This window comes from Streptomyces kanasensis, assembly GCF_043077165.1.
Taxonomy (GTDB): Bacteria; Actinomycetota; Actinomycetes; order Streptomycetales; family Streptomycetaceae; genus Streptomyces; species Streptomyces changanensis.
The window spans coordinates 449295-469933 of the sequence record NZ_JBIBSF010000005.1; the positions used below are offsets into that span (position 1 = coordinate 449295).

General features: G+C 74.7%; 15 protein-coding genes and 1 tRNA gene. 9 read left to right on the forward strand and 7 right to left on the reverse strand.

Annotated features, from left to right (window positions below; genetic code table 11):
- Positions 1-16: 16 nt before the first annotated feature.
- The 4 genes from ACF053_RS15995 to ACF053_RS16010 all read right to left on the reverse strand — a co-directional run bounded on the left by ACF053_RS15995 (position 17) and on the right by ACF053_RS16010 (position 3606).
- Positions 17-601, reverse strand: coding sequence for a 50S ribosomal protein L25/general stress protein Ctc (locus ACF053_RS15995; protein ID WP_391954445.1), 585 nt, complete (start codon positions 599-601; stop codon positions 17-19).
- A 282-nt stretch (positions 602-883) separates the two neighbouring features.
- On the reverse strand, positions 884-1861 hold the full coding sequence (locus ACF053_RS16000; RefSeq protein WP_257375406.1) for a ribose-phosphate diphosphokinase: 978 nt from the start codon (positions 1859-1861) through the stop codon (positions 884-886).
- A gap of 110 nt (positions 1862-1971) precedes the next feature.
- Positions 1972-3417 (reverse strand): bifunctional UDP-N-acetylglucosamine diphosphorylase/glucosamine-1-phosphate N-acetyltransferase GlmU, encoded by a 1446-nt coding sequence (gene glmU / locus ACF053_RS16005; RefSeq protein ID WP_391954446.1) that lies wholly within the window; start codon positions 3415-3417, stop codon positions 1972-1974.
- 116 nt (positions 3418-3533) lie between these two features.
- A tRNA-Gln gene (locus ACF053_RS16010) sits at positions 3534-3606 on the reverse strand.
- Between the two features lie 368 nt (positions 3607-3974).
- Between ACF053_RS16010 and ACF053_RS16015 the strand changes: the two genes are divergently transcribed.
- The gene (locus ACF053_RS16015; protein WP_391954447.1) at positions 3975-5297 is read left to right on the forward strand and encodes a sensor histidine kinase; all 1323 of its coding nucleotides are present in this window, start codon (positions 3975-3977) and stop codon (positions 5295-5297) included.
- 445 nt (positions 5298-5742) lie between these two features.
- Here ACF053_RS16015 and ACF053_RS16020 read toward each other — a convergent pair whose 3' ends face one another.
- Both ACF053_RS16020 and ACF053_RS16025 read right to left on the reverse strand, forming a co-directional pair.
- Complete coding sequence (locus ACF053_RS16020) at positions 5743-6231, reverse strand: SUKH-3 domain-containing protein (protein WP_391954448.1); 489 nt, start codon at positions 6229-6231, stop codon at positions 5743-5745.
- Positions 6232-6242: 11 nt separating this feature from the next.
- A complete protein-coding gene (locus ACF053_RS16025) occupies positions 6243-6782 on the reverse strand; it encodes a YwqJ-related putative deaminase (protein ID WP_391954449.1) in 540 nt (179 codons plus the stop codon).
- Between the two features lie 229 nt (positions 6783-7011).
- Here ACF053_RS16025 and ACF053_RS16030 point away from each other — a divergent pair, with 229 nt between their 5' ends.
- The 6 genes from ACF053_RS16030 (at position 7012) to ACF053_RS16055 (ending at position 13893) form a co-directional block, all read left to right on the forward strand.
- The gene (locus ACF053_RS16030; protein WP_391954450.1) at positions 7012-7995 is read left to right on the forward strand and encodes an SMI1/KNR4 family protein; all 984 of its coding nucleotides are present in this window, start codon (positions 7012-7014) and stop codon (positions 7993-7995) included.
- A 7-nt stretch (positions 7996-8002) separates the two neighbouring features.
- Positions 8003-10717 carry an SUKH-4 family immunity protein gene (locus tag ACF053_RS16035; protein WP_391954451.1) on the forward strand — a complete coding sequence of 905 codons (2715 nt, stop codon included), beginning with the start codon at positions 8003-8005 and terminating at the stop codon, positions 10715-10717.
- Positions 10718-11292: 575 nt separating this feature from the next.
- A complete protein-coding gene (locus ACF053_RS16040) occupies positions 11293-11940 on the forward strand; it encodes an HAD family hydrolase (RefSeq protein ID WP_391954452.1) in 648 nt (215 codons plus the stop codon).
- Positions 11941-11993: 53 nt separating this feature from the next.
- A complete protein-coding gene (locus ACF053_RS16045; protein ID WP_391954453.1) occupies positions 11994-13178 on the forward strand; it encodes a helix-turn-helix domain-containing protein in 1185 nt (394 codons plus the stop codon).
- Between the two features lie 95 nt (positions 13179-13273).
- On the forward strand, positions 13274-13621 hold the full coding sequence (locus ACF053_RS16050) for a hypothetical protein (protein WP_391954454.1): 348 nt from the start codon (positions 13274-13276) through the stop codon (positions 13619-13621).
- Positions 13618-13893 (forward strand): hypothetical protein, encoded by a 276-nt coding sequence (locus ACF053_RS16055; RefSeq protein ID WP_391954455.1) that lies wholly within the window; start codon positions 13618-13620, stop codon positions 13891-13893. The genes ACF053_RS16050 and ACF053_RS16055 overlap by 4 nt, the downstream gene beginning before the upstream one ends.
- Here ACF053_RS16055 and ACF053_RS16060 read toward each other — a convergent pair.
- Positions 13871-15511 carry an MFS transporter gene (locus ACF053_RS16060; protein WP_391954456.1) on the reverse strand — a complete coding sequence of 547 codons (1641 nt, stop codon included), beginning with the start codon at positions 15509-15511 and terminating at the stop codon, positions 13871-13873. The two genes, ACF053_RS16055 and ACF053_RS16060, sit on opposite strands and share 23 nt — an antisense overlap.
- A 474-nt stretch (positions 15512-15985) precedes the next feature.
- Between ACF053_RS16060 and ACF053_RS16065 the strand changes: the two genes are divergently transcribed.
- Positions 15986-16567, forward strand: a complete 582-nt coding sequence (locus tag ACF053_RS16065) for a phospholipase (protein ID WP_391954457.1) — start codon at positions 15986-15988, stop codon at positions 16565-16567.
- 421 nt (positions 16568-16988) lie between these two features.
- The gene (gene mfd, locus ACF053_RS16070) at positions 16989-20519 is read left to right on the forward strand and encodes a transcription-repair coupling factor (RefSeq protein ID WP_391954458.1); all 3531 of its coding nucleotides are present in this window, start codon (positions 16989-16991) and stop codon (positions 20517-20519) included.
- The last annotated feature ends 120 nt before the right edge of the window (positions 20520-20639 follow it).

The window sequence follows — 20639 nt, forward strand, 5'->3', positions numbered from 1 at the left end:
ATCAGGCTCGGGCTGTTCAGGCCTCGGTGGCCTCGTCGCCCTCACCGGCGGCCGGCTCCTCGGCCTGCGCGGCCAGGACCTGCAGGACGACGGTGTCGGCCTCGACGGCCAGGGTGACGCCCTTGGGCAGCGGGATGTCCTTCGCCAGGACGGAGTCGCCGGCGCCCAGGCCCTCGACGGAGACGGTCAGGGACTCGGGGATGTGGGTGGCCTCGGCCTCGACGGGCAGCGCGTTCAGCACGTGCTCCAGGAGGTTGCCGCCGGCGGCCAGCTCGCCCTCGGTCTGGACCGGGATCTCGACGTTGACCTGCTCGCCGCGGTTCACGAGCAGCAGGTCGACGTGCACGATGAAGCCCTTCAGCGGGTCACGCTGCACGGCCTTCGGGATGGCCAGCTCGGTCTTGCCGTCGAGCTGCAGCGCGAGCAGCGCGTTGGAGGTCTTGAGGGCCATCATCAGGTCGTGGCCCGGCAGGGTCACGTGGACCGGGTCGGTGCCGTGGCCGTACAGGACGCCCGGAACCTTGTTCTCGCGGCGGACGCGGCGGGCGGCACCCTTGCCGAACTCGCTGCGGGTCTCGGCGGAGATCTTCACCTCGGACATGGAGCACTCCTCGTAAGCATGGGACGGACATCTGGTCGCGGTCACTCGGCCACGACTGGACTTGGCCTGCTACGAAGAGCGCGTCGATAACGGACCGCCGCGGTCGTCACGACCACGGCCTCCCTCGCCGAGCAACCCGCCCAGTCTACGCGCCGCCCGCCGCCGGACCCAACTGGATCATCGCCGACCGCCGGGGGAAGGGGCGGCGGCGCCCCCGGGACGGCCGGAAGGCCGCCTCCCCGTGCGGGGGAGACGGCCTTCCGGACCGGGGGCGGGACCCGGTCAGCCCTGCTCCTCGAAGAGGCTGGTGACCGAACCGTCCTCGAAGACCTCGTGCACCGCGCGGGCGATCGTCGGCGCGATCGACAGCACCGTGATCTTGTCGAGCTCCAGCTCGCCCGGGGTCGGCAGCGTGTTGGTCAGGACGACCTCGCTGACCTTCGAGTTCTTCAGGCGGTCCGCGGCCGGGCCGGAGAGGATGCCGTGCGTCGCGGTGACGATGACGTCCTCGGCGCCGTGCGCGAAGAGCGCCTCGGCGGCGGCGCAGATGGTGCCACCGGTGTCGATCATGTCGTCGACCAGGACGCACACGCGGCCCTCGACCTCGCCGACGACCTCGTGGACGGTCACCTGGTTGGCGACGTCCTTGTCACGGCGCTTGTGCACGATCGCCAGCGGGGCCTCCAGCCGGTCGCACCAGCGGTCGGCGACGCGTACGCGGCCGGCGTCCGGGGAGACGATCGTCAGCTTGGAGCGGTCGACCTTGGCGCCCACGTAGTCGGCGAGGACCGGCAGCGCCGTCAGGTGGTCGACCGGGCCGTCGAAGAAGCCCTGGATCTGGTCGGTGTGCAGGTCCACCGTGAGGATGCGGTTCGCGCCCGCGCACTTCAGCAGGTCGGCGACGAGACGCGCCGAGATCGGCTCGCGGCCCTTGTGCTTCTTGTCCTGGCGCGCGTAGCCGTAGGACGGGATGATCACGGTGATGCTCGCGGCGGAGGCCCGCTTCAGGGCGTCGATCATGATCAGCTGCTCCATGATCCACTTGTTGATGGGAGCCGTGTGGCTCTGCATCAGGAAGCAGTCCGCACCGCGCGCCGACTCCTGGAAGCGGACGTAGATCTCACCGTTGGCGAAGTCGAACGCCTTCGTCGGCACCAGGTCGACGCCCAGCTGGTGCGCGACCTCCTCGGCCAGCTCGGGGTGGGCGCGGCCGGAGAAGAGCATCAGCTTCTTCTCGCCGGTCGTCTTGATCCCGGTCACAGCACTGTCTCCTCAGACGTGTTCCCTGGCCGCGCGTCCCGTGTGCCGCGAACCAGCCGAATTTGTGTGCACGTATCACGGTACGCCCAGTACGGCGTACTCGTTTTCGGTCAGGCGTCGCCCTCGGGCTCGCCGCCGGCCGTCGCGGCCGCCTGCGCGGCGGCGCTCCCGGGTCGCTTGCGGGCCACCCAACCCTCGATATTCCGCTGCTGACCACGGGCCACGGCCAGCGCACCGGCCGGCACGTCCTTGGTGATCACGGAGCCGGCGGCGGTGTAGGCACCGTCCCCGACCGTGACGGGAGCCACAAACATGTTGTCCGAGCCCGTCTTGCAGTGGGACCCGATCGTCGTGTGGTGCTTCTTCTCGCCGTCGTAGTTCACGAAGACGCTGGCGGCGCCGATGTTCGTCTGTTCGCCGATGGTGGCGTCGCCCACGTACGACAGGTGCGGCACCTTCGTGCCGTCGCCGATCGTGGCGTTCTTCGTCTCGACGTACGTGCCGATCTTGCTCTTGACGCCGAGGCGCGTGCCCGGGCGCAGGTACGCGTACGGGCCGACGGTGGCGCTCTCGCCGATCTCGGCGCAGTCCGCGACGGTGTTGTCCACACGGGCGCCGCGGCCCACCGTGGTGTCCTTCAACCGGGTGTTGGGGCCGACCTCGCAGTCCTCCGCGAGGTGCGTGGTGCCCAGCAGCTGCGTACCGGGGTGGACCACCGCGTCCCGCTCGAACGTCACCGTGACGTCGAGCTGCACGGAGGCCGGGTCGACCACGGTCACGCCGGCGGTCATGGCGCGCTCCAGGAGGCGCCGGTTGAGCAGCGCGCGGGCCTCGGAGAGCTGCACGCGGTTGTTGATGCCGAGGATCTCGCGGTGGTCGCCCGCGACGCACGCGCCGACGCGGTGCCCGGCCTCGCGCAGGATGCCGAGCACGTCGGTGAGGTACTCCTCGCCCTGGCTGTTGTCCGTGCGGACCTTGCCGAGCGCGTCGGCGAGGAGACGCCCGTCGAAGGCGAAGACACCGGAGTTGATCTCGCTGATGGCGCGCTGGGCGTCCGTGGCGTCCTTGTGCTCCACGATCGCCGTGACGGCGCCCGTCCCCGGGTCGCGCACGATGCGGCCGTACCCGGTGGAGTCCGGGACCTCGGCCGTCAGCACCGTGACGGCGTTGCCGTCGGCGGCGTGGGTCGCGGCCAGCGCGCCGAGCGTCCCGCCCGACAGCAGCGGGGTGTCGCCGCACACCACGACCACGGTGCCGTCGACCTCGCCCAGCTCCTCCAGGGCCATGCGGACCGCGTGGCCGGTGCCGTTCTGCTCGTACTGCACGGCCGTGCGGGTCCCCGCGTAGTGCTCCGCCAGGTGCCCGGCGACCTGCTCGCGGGCGTGGCCGACGACGACGCACAGGTGCTCGGGGTCCAGCTCGCGCGCGGCGGAGACGACGTGTCCGACGAGGGAACGACCGCAGATCTCGTGCAGGACCTTGGGGGTCTTGGACTTCATGCGGGTGCCCTCACCCGCGGCGAGGACGATGACTGCGGCCGGGGGGTTGGCGCTCACGAGTGGCCCTTCGGCTTCGGGTGGTGGACACCCGCAGGATACCGGGGGGTTTCCCGAGCGAGAGGGGGGCGGGGTCCCGGCCCGGAGGCCAGGACCGCTGGTGTCGCCGCGACAGGCTCCCCCATCAGGATTCGAACCTGAACATACGGGACCAAAACCCGCAGTGCTGCCTGATTACACCATGGGGGATCAACCCGGCCGTACCGGACGAGAAGTCGGTGCGCCGGACCGGCACGCAACACTATGCCGTACCGGGCGCCCTGCGTGCGACGGTGCCGGTGGCCTGCGCGCGGAGGCGACGCCGGCGCCGGGCGTGAGGGTGCCGGCGGGCCCGCGGGGCGGGGCGCGGTCGGGGGCGGGGCGGGGCGCGGTGGGGCGCGGTGTGGCGTGGCGCCGGTCGGGGGCGCGGTGCTGCCCGGAGGGGCGTGGGCGGGGGTGCCGGGAGAGGGGTGGGCGGGGGTGCCGGGAAGGGGGTGGGCGGTGGTGCCCGCAGGGCGTGGGCGGCGGGCCTGACGGTGCCCGGCCGGGCTCCGGGGGCCGCCCGTAGGCTGGGAGACATGACCACGACGGGGGCACACCAGGACACGGCGGGCACGCCCGCGCGCGGTCCCTGGTGGTGGGGGAGGCGGCGCGGCGCCGCGCTGGACATCGGACTGGGGGTCCTGTCGGCCCTGGAGTGCGCGGCCGAGGGCGCCGGCTTCGCCGGCGACGCCGGCCTGCCGCTGCCGGTGGGGGTGCTGTTCGGGCTGGTCGTCGGATCGGTGCTGGTCCTGCGGCGCCGGTGGCCGATCGTCGTCGTCCTCGTCGCCATCGCCGTCACCCCGGCCGAGATGGGCTACCTCATGGGGTTCGTCGGTCTGTACTCGCTCGCCGCCTGCGAGGTGCCCCGGCGGATCACCGCCGCGCTCGCGGGGATGTCGCTCGCCGCGTCCTTCCTGGTGACCTTCGTCCGCGTGCGGCAGGACGTCGCCGCCGCGGACTTCGAGACGGGCTCCTGGTACGTGCCGCTGGTGTCGGCGTTCATGGCCGTCGGCCTGACCGCCCCGCCCGTGCTGTTCGGTCTCTATATAGGGGCACGCCGGCGGCTCATGGAGAGCCTGCGCGAGCGGGCCGACAGCCTGGAGCAGGAGCTGTCGCTCCTCGCCGACCAGGCGGAGCAGCGGGCGCAGCTGGCGCGCACCGAGGAGCGGACGAGGATCGCCCGCGAGATGCACGACGTGGTCGCCCACCGGGTCAGCCTCATGGTGGTGCACGCCGCGGCACTCCAGGCGGTCGCCCTGAAGGACCCGCAGAAGGCCGTGAGGAACGCGGCGCTCGTCGGCGAGATGGGCCGCCAGGCCCTGACCGAACTGCGGGAGATGCTGGGCGTGCTCCGCTCCGATCCCGTCTCCCCGTCCCCGGCAGCGCGCCCCGGCGCGGCGCGCCCGGCGGCCGTGGGTCCGGCCGCGACCGCCACGCCGGCGACCGAGGCGGCCGGCGGAGAGGACGGGCCGTGCCTCGGTGACGTCGAGGAACTCGTCGAGCAGTCCCGCGCGGCGGGCACGGTGGTCGAGCTGCTGGTGTCGGGGGACGCGCGGGAGTACGCGCCGGAGGTCGAGCAGACCGCGTACCGCGTGGTGCAGGAGGCGTTGACCAACGTCCACAAGCACGCGGCGGGCGCGAAGGTCGTCGTCCGGCTCGCCCACCGCGGCGACGAGGTCGCCATGCAGGTGGAGAACGGTCCGTGCGACGCGGCCGCCGCCGACGCCGACCTGCCGAGCGGTGGCAACGGCCTGGTGGGGATGCGCGAGCGCGTCACCGCCCTGGGTGGCGTCTTCGTCTCGGGCCCGACGGACGCGGGCGGCTTCCGCGTCTCGGCCGTCCTCCCGGCCACCACCTGACCCCCGGCCGACCACCCGCGCGGCACGGGTCCGCGACGGGGCTTCGGGCGCCGGGCGGTACGGGCGCGGGCGCCGCGGCCCGGCCGGGCGCCGGGCGGTACGGCAGGCCGGCCCCACGGTCACACGGGGGTGCCGGGGCTTCGCCTGCTGGGCCGGTACGCGTGGGGCGCCGTGGACCGGTGGCGGCAAGGACGGCACTGGTTCTCGGGCGCTGGTCGCCGGGCGCAGGGCGCCGGGCGTCGGGTGCCGGGCGCCGGGCGCCGGGCGTCGGGCGCCGGGCGTCGGGTGCCGGGCGCCGGGCGGTGGGTGGTGCGGGTGCGGGCGCGACGGCGGGGCCTGCGCCGGGCGGTACGCGGCACTCGGTACGGGCATGCGCCACACGCCACGCGGTACGGGCGCGGGCGCCGCGGCCCGGCGGCGGGGGCGGTGCCGGGGGGCGACCCCGTCAGGGGTTGGTGAGCCGGACCGGGTGCACGCCGGTGATCAGGGCGGACAGGGCGTGGTCGACGTCCGGGCCCAGGTACCAGTCGCCCGCGTGGTCCAGGCTGTACACCCGCCCGTCGATGTCGATGGCCAGCACCGCCTGGTCGTCGGCCTCCGCGCCCAGCGGCGCCAGCTCCGTCTCCAGCGCCCGGCCCAGGTCGGACAGGCTGCGGGCCAGGTGCAGCCCGGCGAGCGGGTCCATGAGCAGCGGCGTCGGCGCGATCTGCCGGCCCTGCCCCGGTGGCGTGATCCGCAGGCCGCCGAACTCGGCCCACGCCTCCACGGCCGCGGGGAACACGCTGTGCCGGTGGCCGGCGGGCGAGACGTGCGCGCGCAGGGCGTCCGCCCAGTGCTCGGCCTGCCGGATGTCCCAGCGGCCGGGCTGCCAGCCGGCCTCCCGCAGGGCGGCGTCCACGGCGACGGAGAAGCGGGTGGTGTCGATGTCGGGCATGTCGGGTGCGGTCAGCCGTTCTGGTGGGTCGCGGTCGGGTCGACGGGGCGTACGCCGAAGTGCGCGAGGAGGGCGGCGCAGGAGCGGCAGGGAGCGGCGTAGCTGCCGTGCAGCGGGTCCCCGTCCTCGCGGATGCGCCGCGCCGTGACCTTGGCGTTCCGCAGGGTCCGCTTCGCCTCGCCCGCGGTCAGCGGCTTGCGCCGGGCCCGTTTGGAGCGGCCGCTCTCCATGGCGCTCAGGTGCCGGGAGAGCAGGATCGCCTCGGGGCAGCGACCCGTGTACCGCTCGCGCTGCCCGCTCGTGAGCGTGTCGAGGAAGTCCTGCACGAGGGGGTGCAGCGCGGGCGGCTGGTTGCCGCGGGCGGCGGTGCACGTGAGGGTCTCGCCGCGAACGGACAGGGCCGCGCCGACGGTCGGCAGTATCCCGTCGCGCCGGTGGCGCAGCGCCGGCGCGGGGCCGGGGGCCGCGCTGCGCCACGACAGGCGTGGGTCGCCGCCGCCGTGGCCCGCGTCCGGTGCGGCGGGTGTGGTTCCTGATGGCGCTGCGTGCATGGTGGTGCGTTTCCCCTCTGTGCAATCCCCCCAGTTGCGGGGACAGACTGCCAAATGGGTGAGGAGATGGGAAACGGGGTCGCCGAAACGTGCCACGCGTGTGTCGCATGATCGCCGATGGGTCACCTGGGGGTGACGGATGGTCACCGGAACGGAGGTACCGGCCGCCCTCCGGCCCCACCGCATAGGCTGTGCGGAACCAGCCAGCAGCAGCCAGGGGGCAACCGCCATGACGACAGGTCGGCACGGGCACCGCGCCGCGCCGCCGAACGCGGCCTACGCCGGGCAGGTCGTGCACTTCCCGGACCCTGTCCGGGCCGCCCGCCACCCCAGAGGGGTGCGGATGGACGCCGACGGCCACCCGGACTTCTCGCCCTACGCCCGCGCCGCCGCGGAGATCGCGGAGCCGCCGGAGGGCTTCGGCGTGGACGAGCTCCGGCTGACGGACTACGTCTCGGCGAACGCGGCCCTGAAGGCCGCCGGCCACGCCCTGTGGGACACCGTCCCGGCGGTCGGCACGCCCCACGGCTGGACCTGGCACCACGTCCCCGGCACGCGCCGCATGGAGCTCGTCCCCGTCGAGGTGAAGGCGCTGCTGCGGCACCACGGCGGGCTCGCCACCGCGGCCGTCGACCACGGCAAGCGCGGCACGCGCCCCCTGCAGGAGACCCGGCCCGCGCACTTCGGGCTGCCGAGGAGCGCGGTCTCCGTCTCCGAGACGCAGCTGCAGGGCGTCGAGGAGGACCTCGGCTACCGGCTGCCGGGCGCCTACCGCTCGTTCCTCAAGGCGGCGGGCGGCTGCGCGCCCGTCGGCGTCGCCCTCGACGCCGAGCTGGGGCTCCTGGTGGACCAGCCCTTCTTCACGGTGCGCGACGAGGCCGGGGTCAACGACCTCGTGTACGTCAACAAGTGCCTGCGCGACCACCTCACCAAGGACTACCTGGGCGTCGCCTTCGTCCAGGGCGGCCTGGTGGCGGTGCGGGTGCGCGGCGCCGGGGCGGGCTCGGTGTGGTTCTGCGCGTACGACGACGCGCGAGACGGCGACGGCACGACGGTCCAGGACCGCATGGAGCGGCTCCTGCTGCCGTGCGGGGCCGACTTCGACGAGTTCCTGCAGCGGTTGGCGGGCAGCCCGCCCGAGCTGGAGACGGTGGCGAACCTGATGGTGGACGGCGGCTTCGCGCGGGCCGTCCCGGTCACGGGCGAGGAGTGACGGTCCGATGGTGACGTTCGCGCAGGCGCAGGAGCGCGCCGAGGAGTGGATCAACGGCGACGTGCCGGCGTACCAGCACCGCGAGGTGCGGGTGCGGGAGTTCGAGCTGGGCTTCGTCGCGTGGGCCGAGGACCGCGCCGACGGCCCGTCGTCGGACGGCGGCCGGCAGCGCCTGGTCGTCGCCCGCGACAGCGGCGAGGCCACGCTGTGGCCGGGGCTGCCGGTGGGCGAGGTGATCCGCCGCTACGAGGAGGAGTACGGGGTGCGGGCCGAGGAGGCGCGGGACGCGGAGGCGGCACGGCCGCCGGAGCGCATCGACCTGAACCAGACGTCGTTCCTGCTGACGCCCCCGGAGTGGCTCCAGGACGCGGCGGACCGCATGGGCGTACCGGACGGACGGCGCGAGGACGCGACCGCCGGCGGCGCGGCGGGTACGGGTGGCGCGGCGGCTCCGGCCGGCGCCGCGGGTACGGCCGCTGCGGCCACCGCCGGCGCCCCGGCGCCGGAGCCCGGGACGCCGGGCGGGGCGCCGACGCCGGCGTCCGGTACCGGCCCGGCCGGCCCGGGCACCCCGGACGCCCCCGCCCCGCCGCCCTTCGGCGTACCCGGTCCGGCCCCGTCGGGCGACGCGGGCGACGCGGGCGACGGTGAGGGAACGGCCGGTACGGGGGCGGCGGGTACGGGCCCTGACCCCGCGACCGGCGGGAGCCCCGCGGGCGCGGAGACCGGAGACGGGCACGCCACAGGCGCGGAGACCGGAGGTGCGGGCTCCACCCCCGCCCCCGCCCCCACGCCCGCCCCCAGCGGGGGCATGGCCACGCCGCCGCCGTCCGCCTGGAACGACACGAGCACCCTCGGCGGCGCGGACGAGGACGTCTCCGTACCGCTCCCGGCGACGGTCTTCGCCCCGCCCCTGTCCGGCGCGGACGACGACGACACCCCGCCCCCGTCCGTACCGGCGGACGCGCCCACCGCGCTGATGCAGGGCGGCAGCCAGCTGCCGCGCACCGCCGTCTCGCCCGCGCTCGGTCCGGACGCGGTCCGCGCCGCCGACATCGCGGACGTGACGACCGGCAAGGCGGTCGTCACGCCGCCCGCGCCCGGCGCCGGTACGCGCGGCGGCGGTCCGTCGACCCCGCCGCCGGGCGCCCCGGGCACCCCCGGCGCGCGGCCCCCGGCGCCCACGGCGACCCCGCCGCCCGCCGCCGGCGGGTACGTGCCCACGCAGCTGATGTCCCCCCTCGGTCCGGACTTCCCCCGGCCGTCGGGCGCCACGCCGCCGCCCGGAGCGGGCACGGTGGACCAGGCGCCGACGATGCTGGCGCACCCCGGACCCGGCGCCCCGGGTACGCCCCCGCCTCCCGGCCCGCCGGGACGCCCCGGCCGCCCCGGACCTCCCGGGCCTCCCGGACCCCCGGCTCCGCCCGGGGCGACCCCGCCCCCGGGTGGCGGCTCCGCCCACCAGGCGGCCACGATGCTCGCCCATCCGGGCCCGGGCGGCCCCCTCGCACCCCCCGGCCCGCCCGGAGCCCCGGGTGCCCCCGGAGTCCCCGGCGGAACGCCGCCCGGTGGCGTGCACCAGGCCGCGACGATGCTGGCGCACCCCGGGCCCGGCGGTCCGCCGGCGCCCCCCGGCCCGCCCGGCGCACCGGGTGCGCCCGGAGTCGTACCGCCGCCGGGCGCTCCCGGCCCGGTACCGCCCCCCGGCGTGCCCGCGTACGGCTACCCGCAGCCCCAGCCGACCGGTCTGCCCGCGGTGGGCCCCGGCTACCAGGTCGTCCTGCGCTACCGCGCTCCCGACGGCTCCGAGGCGCAGATCATCCGCCGCTCCGCGCCGGGCACGCCCCACCCCGAGTGGCAGATCCTGCACGAGCTGCGCGCCATGAACGTGCCGCCGCAGCAGGTGCTGGAACTCCACACCGAACTCGCCTCCTGCGAACTGCCGGGTGGCTACTGCGCCCGCATGATCCGGGAGACGTGGCCGCAGGCGCGGATCACGTCCATCGCCCCGTACGGGCACGACCACGCGAGCCGTCAGCAGGGCATGCGGCAGCTGATCGCCCACCAGGGCGAACTGCACCAGGTCGCGGACGGGCCCGCCCGCCCCGCCCCGGTACGCGCCCCGCTGCCGCCGGTGCAGCCGGCCCCGCCGATCCCGCCCGAGGGCATCGCGCAGGAACTGGCGGGCGCCTTCGGACCGCACGGCATCCTCCGCTTCGACCAGCGGGCCGTGTCCCGCCAGGGCGTACCGGAACTGGTCGCGCGCACCCTGGTGTGGGCGGGCCTCCCGGCGGACTTCGGGCCGTTCTTCTGGGCGCAGCCCGCCCAGCCGGTCGTCCCGACCCTCGCCGAACTGGCCGCCCAGCGGCAGGTCCAGCCGGCGGCGGACGCGGGCTCGTACCTGGTGCTCGGCTCCGACTTCGGCCGCGCGCTCTGCGTCCAGTACGGCACGGCGCACATCGTGGCCGTCCCGGTGGAGGCGGGCCCGGGCGGCCGGCCGGTGGCGCCGCAGTTCGTGAACACGGGCCTGCCCGAGTTCACCCGCTGCCTGGCCCTCCTGGGCCGCATGTGGCGCCTGCGCTTCGGCCTCACCCCGGAACAGGCGGGCCGCTGGACGATGGACTTCCAGGCCCAGCTGGCCATGCTGGACCCGGCGGCCCTGTCGTCCCCGGAGAGCTGGTGGTCGGTCCTGCTGGAACAGATGTGGGACGGCCTGCTGTAACCCCACGGAAAGGGCCCCGGCCGCACCACCACGCGGCCGGGCCCCTTCCCCGCAGCGTGTGCAGGGCGCGACCGAGGCCGAGGCCGTCGGCGGTCAGTTCGAGCGCGGCGTCGGCGGTGGCGGTACGGGCGTGGTCGCCGTCGCATGCGACGCGGTCGCGGAGCCGCCGGGCGAGGTCACCGAGGCCGCCGAGGACCTGGTCGTGCACGACGAGGTCCGCGTTGACCGAGGCCGTCCCGCGCGCGTCCGGCGGCAGCTGGTCGAGCCGCATGCGCGTCACGGCGTCCCGCTTGGTCTGCTCCCACTCGTCCCACGCCATCGGTGCCCCCGTCGCTGTCCGCTGCCCGCTGTACGCGGCCGTGGCTCTGCGTCACCTGCGTATCACGCGACGGTACCGAGGCGGCGACGCTCCGGGCCAACGGTGGCTGGATGCTGGCGCGTTGCGGTGGCGTGGCCGGTGCGCCGCCCGTTGACGCGGTTCGTGGGGTTGGGGCTCGGGGGCCTGCGCGGCGAGCTACGGCGACGACGGCCGCCATCGCCGCATCCGGCGTGAGATTCCCCCCTAGGCTGGTCGCATGATCCGTGCTGTAGCGCTCGACATCGGGGAGACCCTCGTACGGGACGACCGGTACTGGGCGTGCTGGGCCGACTGGCTCGGGGTCCCGCGCCACACCCTGTCGGCGCTCGTGGGCGCCGTCGTCGTGCGGGGACGGGACAACGCCGATGCCCTGAGGCTTCTGCGTCCCGGGATCGATGTCGACGCCGAGTACCGGGCCCGCGAGGCGGCCGGTCGTGGCGAGCGCATCGACGACGACGACCTCTACGACGATGTGCGCCCGGCGCTCGCCGCCCTTCGGAAGGCCGGGGTCTGTGTGGTGGTCGCCGGCAACCAGACGCCGAAGGCAGGAGAGATGCTGCGGGAACTCGGTTTGCCCGCCGACGCCATCGCGACCAGCGGCGAGTGGGGTTGTGCCAAACCGTCGCGGGAGTTCTTCGCGCGGGTTGTCGAGGTGGCTGGGGTCTCACCCGGCGAGACGCTCTACGTGGGGGACCATCCGGTGAACGACGTGCACCCGGCAGCGGCCGCCGGCCTGCGTACCGCGCACCTGCGCCGGGGACCGTGGGGCCACTTCTGGGCCGACGACCCTACGGTGCGGGCCACGGCGGACCACTCGATCGACACCCTGCACGACTTGGTGACCGTCATCGCCGCGTCGAACTGACTCTCTCCGGGTGTGCGACCACCGGCAGCCGGTCCGGCCGATACGGTGCCGCCATGTCCCTGGATTCGAGCGGGGAGGTCGGGCGCCGCATCGCCGTCGCCCGACGCGCGCGCCGCATGTCGCAGCCGGAGCTGGCGGCAGCGGCGCACATGTCCCTCAGCATGTTGCGGAAGGTCGAGCAGGGTAGTCGCACGCTCAGCGACGACGCCCTCGATGCTGTGGCAGCCGCACTTCAACTGGACGTGAGCCGACTCCTCACTGACTCGACGCGTGTTGACGGCCGTGTTCGGGCGACGTTTCCGGCCCTGTCGGCGGCCATCGCCGCGTATGACATCCCCGCGACCGGCCCGCACCGGTCGCTCACCGCACTGGAGCGGGCTGCAGCGGATGCCGAGGCGTGGCGGCTCGGGGCCCAGTACCTACGGCTCGCCGTCGCAGCACCCGCGCTCATCACGGAGACGCTCACCGCGCTGCACGGACTGCCCGCCGAACCGGATCGGAAGCGGGCGGCGCGCCTCCTCGTGTCCGTGGCTCGCTCGGCGGACGCCGTGGCATACAAGTACGGCGCCCGGGACCTGTCCGCCCGGCTCATCGACTTGATGCGATGGGCTGCACCGCAGGCGGATGACCCGGTGGTCTCGGCCACGGTCGGTTACGTGCGGACCGAGACGTTCTTCATGGCACGTGCGCACCGGAGTGGATTACGCGCCCTGCACGTCGCCATGGATGAGGCGCCGATCGCTGCGGACCCACGCAACGGCGCGGCACTCGGAGCTCTTCACATGCGGGCGGCGGTCGTCGCCGGGCGCCTTGGTGACGCTGACGCAGCAGGTGCTCACCTCATGCACGCCGAACGACTGGCTGAGGGACTGCGCGAGGGCGTGTACGAGGGCACAGCCTTCGGGCCTGCCTCCGTGCGCGTTCACCGCATGTCCGTCGCGGTCGGCCTGGGCGGGGACCACGCTGCCGACGCCCTCAGCCTGTTGCGTGGATGGTCACCCCCGAGGGACTTGCCTGCCGAGAGGCGGTCCGGATTCTATATCGAGCTCGCACGGGCCCAACTGTGGTCGGGACGAATGAATCACGCCTTCGACTCCCTGCGGACGGCACGTGCCATCGCTCCACAGCACACCCGCGAGCACCCCTGGGCGCGAGAGGTCGCCGTCACCCTGCGGAGACTGAAGCGTTCCGACGCCGCTTCGCTCACCTCCTTCGTGGAGTGGATCGGCGCCCTCTGACGGCGTGGGCGGGGTGACACAAGATGTGGCACTTGAGAGGCATCACGGGCGGCACCATCTGTCCCTACCGGGCGGAAGACAGATGGGAGCTTTTCGTGCATCGGACAGTCTCTACGACGGCGATCGCCGCATCGGCCCTCGCCGAGGACGTCGAACTCGCCCTGCGGCTCGCCGCCGTGCGGCCGACCGGCGTGGTCGCCGACGGGGTGCGGGAGCGGCTGCGCGGGTACGTCCGGGCGTACGCCGACACGGCCGACGCGTACGCCCGGAACCTGGTCGACGGGCGGGCGCGGGACGTCGCCGTCGCGACCGTGGCGCACGCCCGGGCCGTCGCCGCCGACCCGGTGCACGACCCGGCCGCGCACCTGCGGCTGCTCGCCAAGGGCGCCCACATGCTCGCCCGGTACGCCGCCGGCTCCGCCGGTGTGGGGGGCCGGTGGTGAGCGGCGGACCGGCGGCCGGCGGGGTGCCCTCCTCGGGCGGCGGGGTGCCGCTGCCGGACGGGGCGCGGGTGTTCGACACCGCCCGGATGAAGGTCGCCGTCGTCGTCGGTCCGCCCGACCGGGGCGGCTGGTACACGCTGACCGCCGCCTACGCGGACACCTCGTGGCGGGCCCGGGCCCGGACCCTCGTGCCGATGCCGATGCCGATGCCGATGCCGCCGCCCGGCGCCGGCTCCGGCTCTGGCGCGGTCAGTCGTCGTCCGGGTCCGTGAGGACCGGGAAGCGGCGCGGGGCCAGGAGGAGCAGGGCCGCGACGGCCAGCGCCGCGGCCGCCGCCGCGCCCAGGTAGACGTACTCGACCGCCGCGTCCACCGCGCGGCGCAGGGTCTCCGACGCGGCCGGGGTGAGGGCGCCCGGGTCGTCCAGGGCGCGTGCCGCCGAGTCGAGGTCCCCGCCCGAGGTGCCGAGGCGGGAGATGAGCACCGCGTTGGCGACGGCGCCGAACAGCGCCGCGCCCACGCTCTGACCGATCTGGCGGCAGAACAGCACCGACCCGGTCGCCGTGCCCCGCTCCGACCAGCCGACCGTCGACTGGACGCCCACGATCAGCGGGAGCTGGAACAGGCCCAGCGCCGCGCCGAGCAGCAGCATGAGCAGCGCCGGCTGCCAGGGGGAACCCGGGTACGGCAGCAGCGGGAAGGCGAGGAGCGTCAGCATCGCCAGCGTCATGCCGAGGACGGCCGACTGCCGGAACCCGACCCGCCGGTACACGTGGTGCGAGAGCGACGCGCTCACCGGCCAGCTCAGGATCATCACCGACAGCACGAACCCGGCCGCCACCGGCCCGAGGCCCAGCACCGCCTGCGCGTACGTCGGGAGGAACACCGACGGCGCCACCATCAGCAGCCCGAGGGCACCCAGCGCCAGGTTGACCGCCGCGATCGGGCGCCGCCGCCACACCCAGCCCGGCACGATCGGCGACGCGGCGCGGCGCTCCACCGCGACCGTCACGGCGACGAGGACCGCGCCCGCGCCCAGCAGTCCCAGCGACGGCGCCGACAGCCACGGCCACGCCACCCCGCCCTGCACCAGCGCGGTCAGCAGGACCGCCCCGGACGCGAAGACGAGCAGCGCGCCCGGCCAGTCCACCCGCGCCCGCCCCGACGCACCGGCACCGGCACCGCTACCCGCACCGGAAGCGGCACCGGTACGGCCGGGCTCCACCAGGTAGCGGGCCGTCAGCCACAGGGCGAGGGCGCCCACCGGCAGGTTCACCAGGAAGATCCAGCGCCAGTCGGCGTACGTGGTGAGCAGCCCGCCCACCGCCGGTCCGGCCACCGCCGACGCCGCCCACACCCCCGACAGCCGCGCCTGGATCCGCGGCCGGTCCTTCAGCGGGTACAGGTCCCCCGCGATGGTCTGCACCGTGCCCTGGAGGGCGCCGCCGCCCAGGCCCTGGACCACGCGGAACGCGATCAGCGACGCCATGTCCCACGCCGACGCGCACAGCAGCGAGCCGACGAGGAAGAGGACGATGCCCGTGAGGAGCACCGGCTTGCGGCCGTACGTGTCGGACAGCCGCCCGTACACCGGGATCGTGACGGTGACGGCGAGGAGGTAGCCGGAGAACAGCCACGAGAAGAGGGAGAAGCCGCCCAGGTCGGCCACGATCTGCGGGACCGCCGTCGCGATCACCGTGCCGTCCAGCGCGGCCAGCGCCACCGACATCATCATCGCCGCCACCACCGGGCCCCGGCGCAGGGCCTTCCCGCCGGGCGGGGGCGCCCCGGCGGCCCGGGTGGCCGCAGTGGCCGGGGTGGCGGCCGGTGCCGGCCCCCCGCCGTCCGTGCCTATGCCGTCCTTGCCCGTACCGTCCGCGCCTTCCGCCACCTGCGTCCCTTCCCCGTGCGGCCGTCTCACCCGACACCCTCTCACCGGGCGGCCCCCGGAAAACAGGTTGGGAGGGCCGGGCGCCCCCTGGTACCCAAGGGGGAGGGCCGCTCCTCCCCGGGGTCCCCCACGGGGGTGGGGACCTCGCGGAGGAGCCGTCCGCGCCGGGTTGGCCGTACGTCCGATCGGGGGGACGCGCACCGGGCCGGCCACCGGTCCGGTGACCGGCCCCGGCCGGGGGCGCGTGCCGGCCCGACCGCGGGCCGCCGGCCGGTCGGGGCAGGGGGCCGGGGCGGTCGGGCGAGGGCCGTGGGTCGGTCGGGTGGTGGAATGTGGAGCTCCGCCGAGGGCCCGGAGAACATTCCTGTGTGTCATACACGGATCTGTGTCCGCTGTCGTAGTGTTCCCGCTGTTGCACGCGGGTCGCGGGGGAACGCGGCCCGCCCATACGGAAAGGCACGGGGAAAGAGTCGAGTGAACAAGGTGCAGAGCGCCCTCGGGGGCATCGTGCTCGCAGGCGTCGTCGGATTCACCTCGGTGGTCCCGGCCGCCGCCGCACCCGCCGGGGAGGGGGCCTCGACCGGGCCCTCCACCACCGCGGTGGTCGCCGCTCCCATGGCGGCGAAGGCGCCCATGGCCGGCAAGGCCGACCGGGTGAAGAGGCTGGGGAAGCTGACCGTCAAGGGGCAGGCGTCGCTCGACGCGTGGTTCGCGGGCCTGGGGCAGTACCGCCAGGGCAAGAACCCCTACGCCTTCGACTGGTCGACCGACGGCTGCTCGAAGGCGCCGGAGAAGATCCCGGGCGGGTACGACTTCACGTTCCCGTGCCACCGGCACGACTTCGGCTACCGCAACTACAAGAGCCTCGTGGGCGTGTCGAAGTTCCGCAGCCAGCACAAGAAGCGGATCGACGGGGTGTTCCTCCAGGACATGAAGCAGGTGTGCGGCAGGTTCTTCTGGGCCGACCCGCTGACCCCGGCGGCGCGGAAGAAGGCGAAGGCGTCCTGCCTCAAGACGGCGGACAAGTACTACGCGACGGTGCGCGCCCTCGGCTGAGCCGGGGTCCGGGGTGACGGCGGGGTGCGGGACGACGGCGGGGTGGGTGTCGACGGGCCCCACGGACCCGCGCCGACGGCGGGGTGCGGGACGACGGCGGGGTGGGGGTGTCGACGGGCCCCACGGACCCGCGCCGACCGTCGCCCCGGCCGCCCGGACGCCCCGCGCTGTCGCGCCGCCCGGACCGTCGCCCCGGCCGGGTGGCCGGTCAGGGGCGAGCGGGACCCGAGGGGGAGCGGTCGGGCGGTCGGGCGGGGCCGGCGGGCGATCCGGTGATCCCGGACCGCCCGCCGGCCCCCGTGCCGGTTTCCCGGCGCGGGTGTCAGCGGGCGGGCGTAGGCTGAAGAGACCCCGGCCCGTCGTTCGTGTCGGGTCCTTCGTGCTGCCCAGCCCCCTACGAAGACACGGGACGGAAAGCCCCATGAGCCTGCACGGTCTGCTCGACGCCGTCGTCAAGGACCCCGCCCTCGCCGAGGCCGTCAAGGCCGCGGCCGACGGACACCGGGGCCACGTCGACCTGGTCGGCCCGCCGGCGGCGCGGCCCTTCGCGGTGGCCGCGCTGGCCAGGGACGCCGGCCGCCCGGTGCTGGCGGTGACGGCGACCGGCCGGGAGGCCGAGGACCTCGCGGCGGCTCTGCGCTCCCTGCTGGACCCGGACACCGTCGTGGAGTACCCCTCGTGGGAGACCCTCCCGCACGAGCGGCTGTCCCCCCGCTCCGACACCGTCGGCCGCCGCCTCGCCGTGCTGCGCCGCCTCACCCACCCGTCCGCGGACGACCCGTCCGCGGGCCCCGTCTCGGTGGTCGTCGCGCCCGTGCGTTCCGTGCTCCAGCCGCAGGTCAAGGGATTGGGCGACCTGGAGCCCGTCGCCCTGCGGACCGGGCAGCAGGCGGACCTGGACGAGGTGGTCGCCGGCCTCGCGGCCGCCGCCTACGCGCGTGTGGAGCTGGTCGAGAAGCGCGGCGAGTTCGCCGTGCGCGGCGGGATCCTGGACGTGTTCCCGCCCACCGAGGAGCACCCGCTGCGCGTCGAGTTCTGGGGCGACGACGTCGAGGAGATCCGGTACTTCAAGGTCGCCGACCAGCGGTCCCTGGAGGTCGCCGAGCACGGCCTGTGGGCACCGCCCTGCCGCGAGCTGCTCCTCACCGACGAGGTGCGCCGCCGTGCCGCCGCCCTCGCCGAGGAGCACCCGGAGCTGGGCGAGCTGCTCGGCAAGATCGCCGAGGGCATCGCCGTCGAGGGCATGGAGTCCCTCGCCCCGGTCCTCGTCGACGACATGGAGCTGCTGCTCGACGTCCTGCCGAAGGGCGCCATGGCCGTCGTGTGCGACCCGGAGCGGGTGCGCACCCGCGCGGCCGACCTCGTCGCGACCTCGCAGGAGTTCCTGCACGCCTCCTGGGCCGCGACGGCCACCGGCGGCGAGGCCCCGATCGACGTCGACGCGGCCTCCCTGTGGGGCATCGCGGACGTCCGGGACCGGGCCCGCGACCTGGGCGTCATGTGGTGGTCGGTGTCGCCGTTCGCCGCCGACGAGGAGCTCGACGCGGACACGATCAAGCTGGGCATGCACGCCCCCGAGTCGTACCGGGGCGACACCGCGCGGGCCCTCGCCGACACCAAGGGATGGCTCGCCGACGGCTGGCGCGCCGTCTACGTCACCGAGGCGCACGGACCCGCCGCCCGCACGGTCGAGGTGCTGGGCGGCGAGGGCATCGCGGCCCGCCTCGACGGCGACCTCACCGACATCTCGCCGGCCGTCGTGCACGTGGCGTGCGGCTCGATCGACCACGGCTTCGTCGACCCGGCGCTGCGCCTCGCCGTCCTCACCGAGACCGACCTGTCGGGCCAGAAGGCGGCCGGCAAGGACGGCCAACGGATGCCGACCCGCCGCCGCAAGACGATCGACCCGCTCACCCTGGAGGCGGGCGACTACATCGTCCACGAGCAGCACGGCGTGGGCCGGTACGTCGAGATGGTGCAGCGCACCGTGCAGGGCGCCACCCGCGAGTACCTCCTCGTCGAGTACGCCCCCGCCAAGCGCGGCCAGCCCGGCGACCGGCTGTACATCCCCACCGACCAGCTGGAGCAGGTCACCAAGTACGTCGGCGGCGAGGCCCCGACGCTGCACCGGCTCGGCGGCGCGGACTGGACGAAGACGAAGGCGCGGGCGAAGAAGGCGGTCAAGGAGATCGCCGCCGACCTGATCAAGCTGTATTCGGCGCGCATGGCCGCGCCCGGGCACGCCTTCGGGCCGGACACGCCCTGGCAGCGCGAGCTGGAGGACGCCTTCCCGTACGTGGAGACCCCCGACCAGCTGTCCACCATCGCCGAGGTGAAGGAGGACATGGAGAAGACGGTCCCCATGGACCGGCTGGTCTGCGGCGACGTCGGCTACGGCAAGACGGAGATCGCCGTCCGGGCCGCGTTCAAGGCCGTCCAGGACGGCAAGCAGGTCGCCGTCCTCGTCCCGACGACGCTCCTCGTGCAGCAGCACTTCGGCACCTTCTCCGAGCGGTACGCGCAGTTCCCCGTCGTCGTGCGGGCCCTGTCGCGCTTCCAGTCGGACGCGGAGGCGAAGGCCACCCTGGAGGGGCTGCGGGAGGGCTCCGTCGACGTCGTCATCGGCACGCACCGGCTGTTCTCGTCCGAGACGAAGTTCAAGGACCTCGGCCTGGTCATCGTGGACGAGGAGCAGCGCTTCGGCGTCGAGCACAAGGAGCAGCTGAAGAAGCTGCGCGCCAACGTGGACGTGCTGACGATGTCCGCGACGCCGATCCCGCGCACCCTGGAGATGGCCGTCACGGGCATCCGCGAGATGTCGACCATCACCACCCCGCCGGAGGAGCGGCACCCGGTCCTCACCTTCGTCGGCCCGTACGAGGAGAAGCAGATCGGCGCGGCCGTCCGCCGCGAACTGCTCCGCGAGGGCCAGGTGTTCTACATCCACAACCGCGTCGAGTCGATCGACCGGGCGGCGGCCCGGCTCCGCGACATCGTCCCCGAGGCGCGCATCGCCACGGCCCACGGCCAGATGTCGGAGCAGGCGCTGGAGCAGGTCGTCGTGGACTTCTGGGAGAAGAAGTTCGACGTGCTCGTCTCCACGACGATCGTCGAGTCCGGCATCGACATCTCCAACGCCAACACCCTCATCGTGGAGCGCGGCGACAACTTCGGCCTGTCGCAGCTGCACCAGCTGCGCGGCCGCGTGGGCCGCGGCCGCGAGCGCGGCTACGCCTACTTCCTGTACCCGCCGGAGAAGCCCCTGACGGAGACCGCCCACGAGCGGCTCGCGACGATCGCCCAGCACACCGAGATGGGCGCCGGCATGTACGTCGCCATGAAGGACCTGGAGATCCGCGGCGCGGGCAACCTCCTGGGCGGCGAGCAGTCCGGCCACATCGCGGGCGTGGGCTTCGACCTGTACGTGCGGATGGTCGGCGAGGCGGTCGCGGACTACCGCGCCTCGCTGGAGGGCGGCGTGGAGGAGGAGCCGCCGCTGGAGGTCAAGATCGAGCTGCCGGTCGACGCGCACGTCCCGCACGACTACGCGCCCGGCGAGCGGCTGCGCCTCCAGGCGTACCGGGCCATCGCCTCCGCGAACTCGGAGGAGGACATCAAGGCGGTCCGGGAGGAGCTCACCGACCGGTACGGCAAGCTGCCGGAGCCGGTGGAGAACCTGCTGCTGGTGGCCGGGCTGCGGATGCTGGCGCGGGCCTGCGGGGTCGGTGAGATCGTCCTCCAGGGCAGCAACGTCCGCTTCGCGCCGGTGGAGTTGCGCGAGTCGCAGGAGCTGCGGCTCAAGCGCCTCCACCCGCGCACGGTCATCAAGGCGTCCGCCCACCAGATCCTGGTGCCCCGCCCGACCTCGGGCACGATCGGCGGCAAGCCGGTGGTGGGCCGCGAACTGCTGGCGTGGACGGGCGAGTTCCTGACGACGATCCTCGGCTCGTAGGCTCACCCGGCCGACGGGCGGTTCCGGTGCCGGGGCCGCCCCCGGCCTCGCCCGGTCGGGCCAGCGGTGCCGGTGCCGAGGCCGGTGCGCGGTGGATTCCGGTACGCACGGTGGGATTCC

Excerpts from the sequence above, each read along its gene's own strand:
- ACF053_RS16025 (WP_391954449.1), bottom strand. The coding sequence starts at position 6,782 with ATGCACGCAGCGCCATCAGGAACCACACCCGCCGCACCGGACGCGGGC.
- ACF053_RS16040 (WP_391954452.1), top strand. The coding sequence starts at position 11,293 with ATGATCCGTGCTGTAGCGCTCGACATCGGGGAGACCCTCGTACGGGAC.
- ACF053_RS16035 (WP_391954451.1), top strand. The coding sequence starts at position 8,003 with ATGGTGACGTTCGCGCAGGCGCAGGAGCGCGCCGAGGAGTGGATCAAC.
- ACF053_RS16015 (WP_391954447.1), top strand. The coding sequence starts at position 3,975 with ATGACCACGACGGGGGCACACCAGGACACGGCGGGCACGCCCGCGCGC.
- ACF053_RS15995 (WP_391954445.1), bottom strand. The coding sequence starts at position 601 with ATGTCCGAGGTGAAGATCTCCGCCGAGACCCGCAGCGAGTTCGGCAAG.
- ACF053_RS16045 (WP_391954453.1), top strand. The coding sequence starts at position 11,994 with ATGTCCCTGGATTCGAGCGGGGAGGTCGGGCGCCGCATCGCCGTCGCC.
- ACF053_RS16030 (WP_391954450.1), top strand. The coding sequence starts at position 7,012 with ATGACGACAGGTCGGCACGGGCACCGCGCCGCGCCGCCGAACGCGGCC.
- ACF053_RS16020 (WP_391954448.1), bottom strand. The coding sequence starts at position 6,231 with ATGCCCGACATCGACACCACCCGCTTCTCCGTCGCCGTGGACGCCGCC.
- mfd (WP_391954458.1), top strand. The coding sequence starts at position 16,989 with ATGAGCCTGCACGGTCTGCTCGACGCCGTCGTCAAGGACCCCGCCCTC.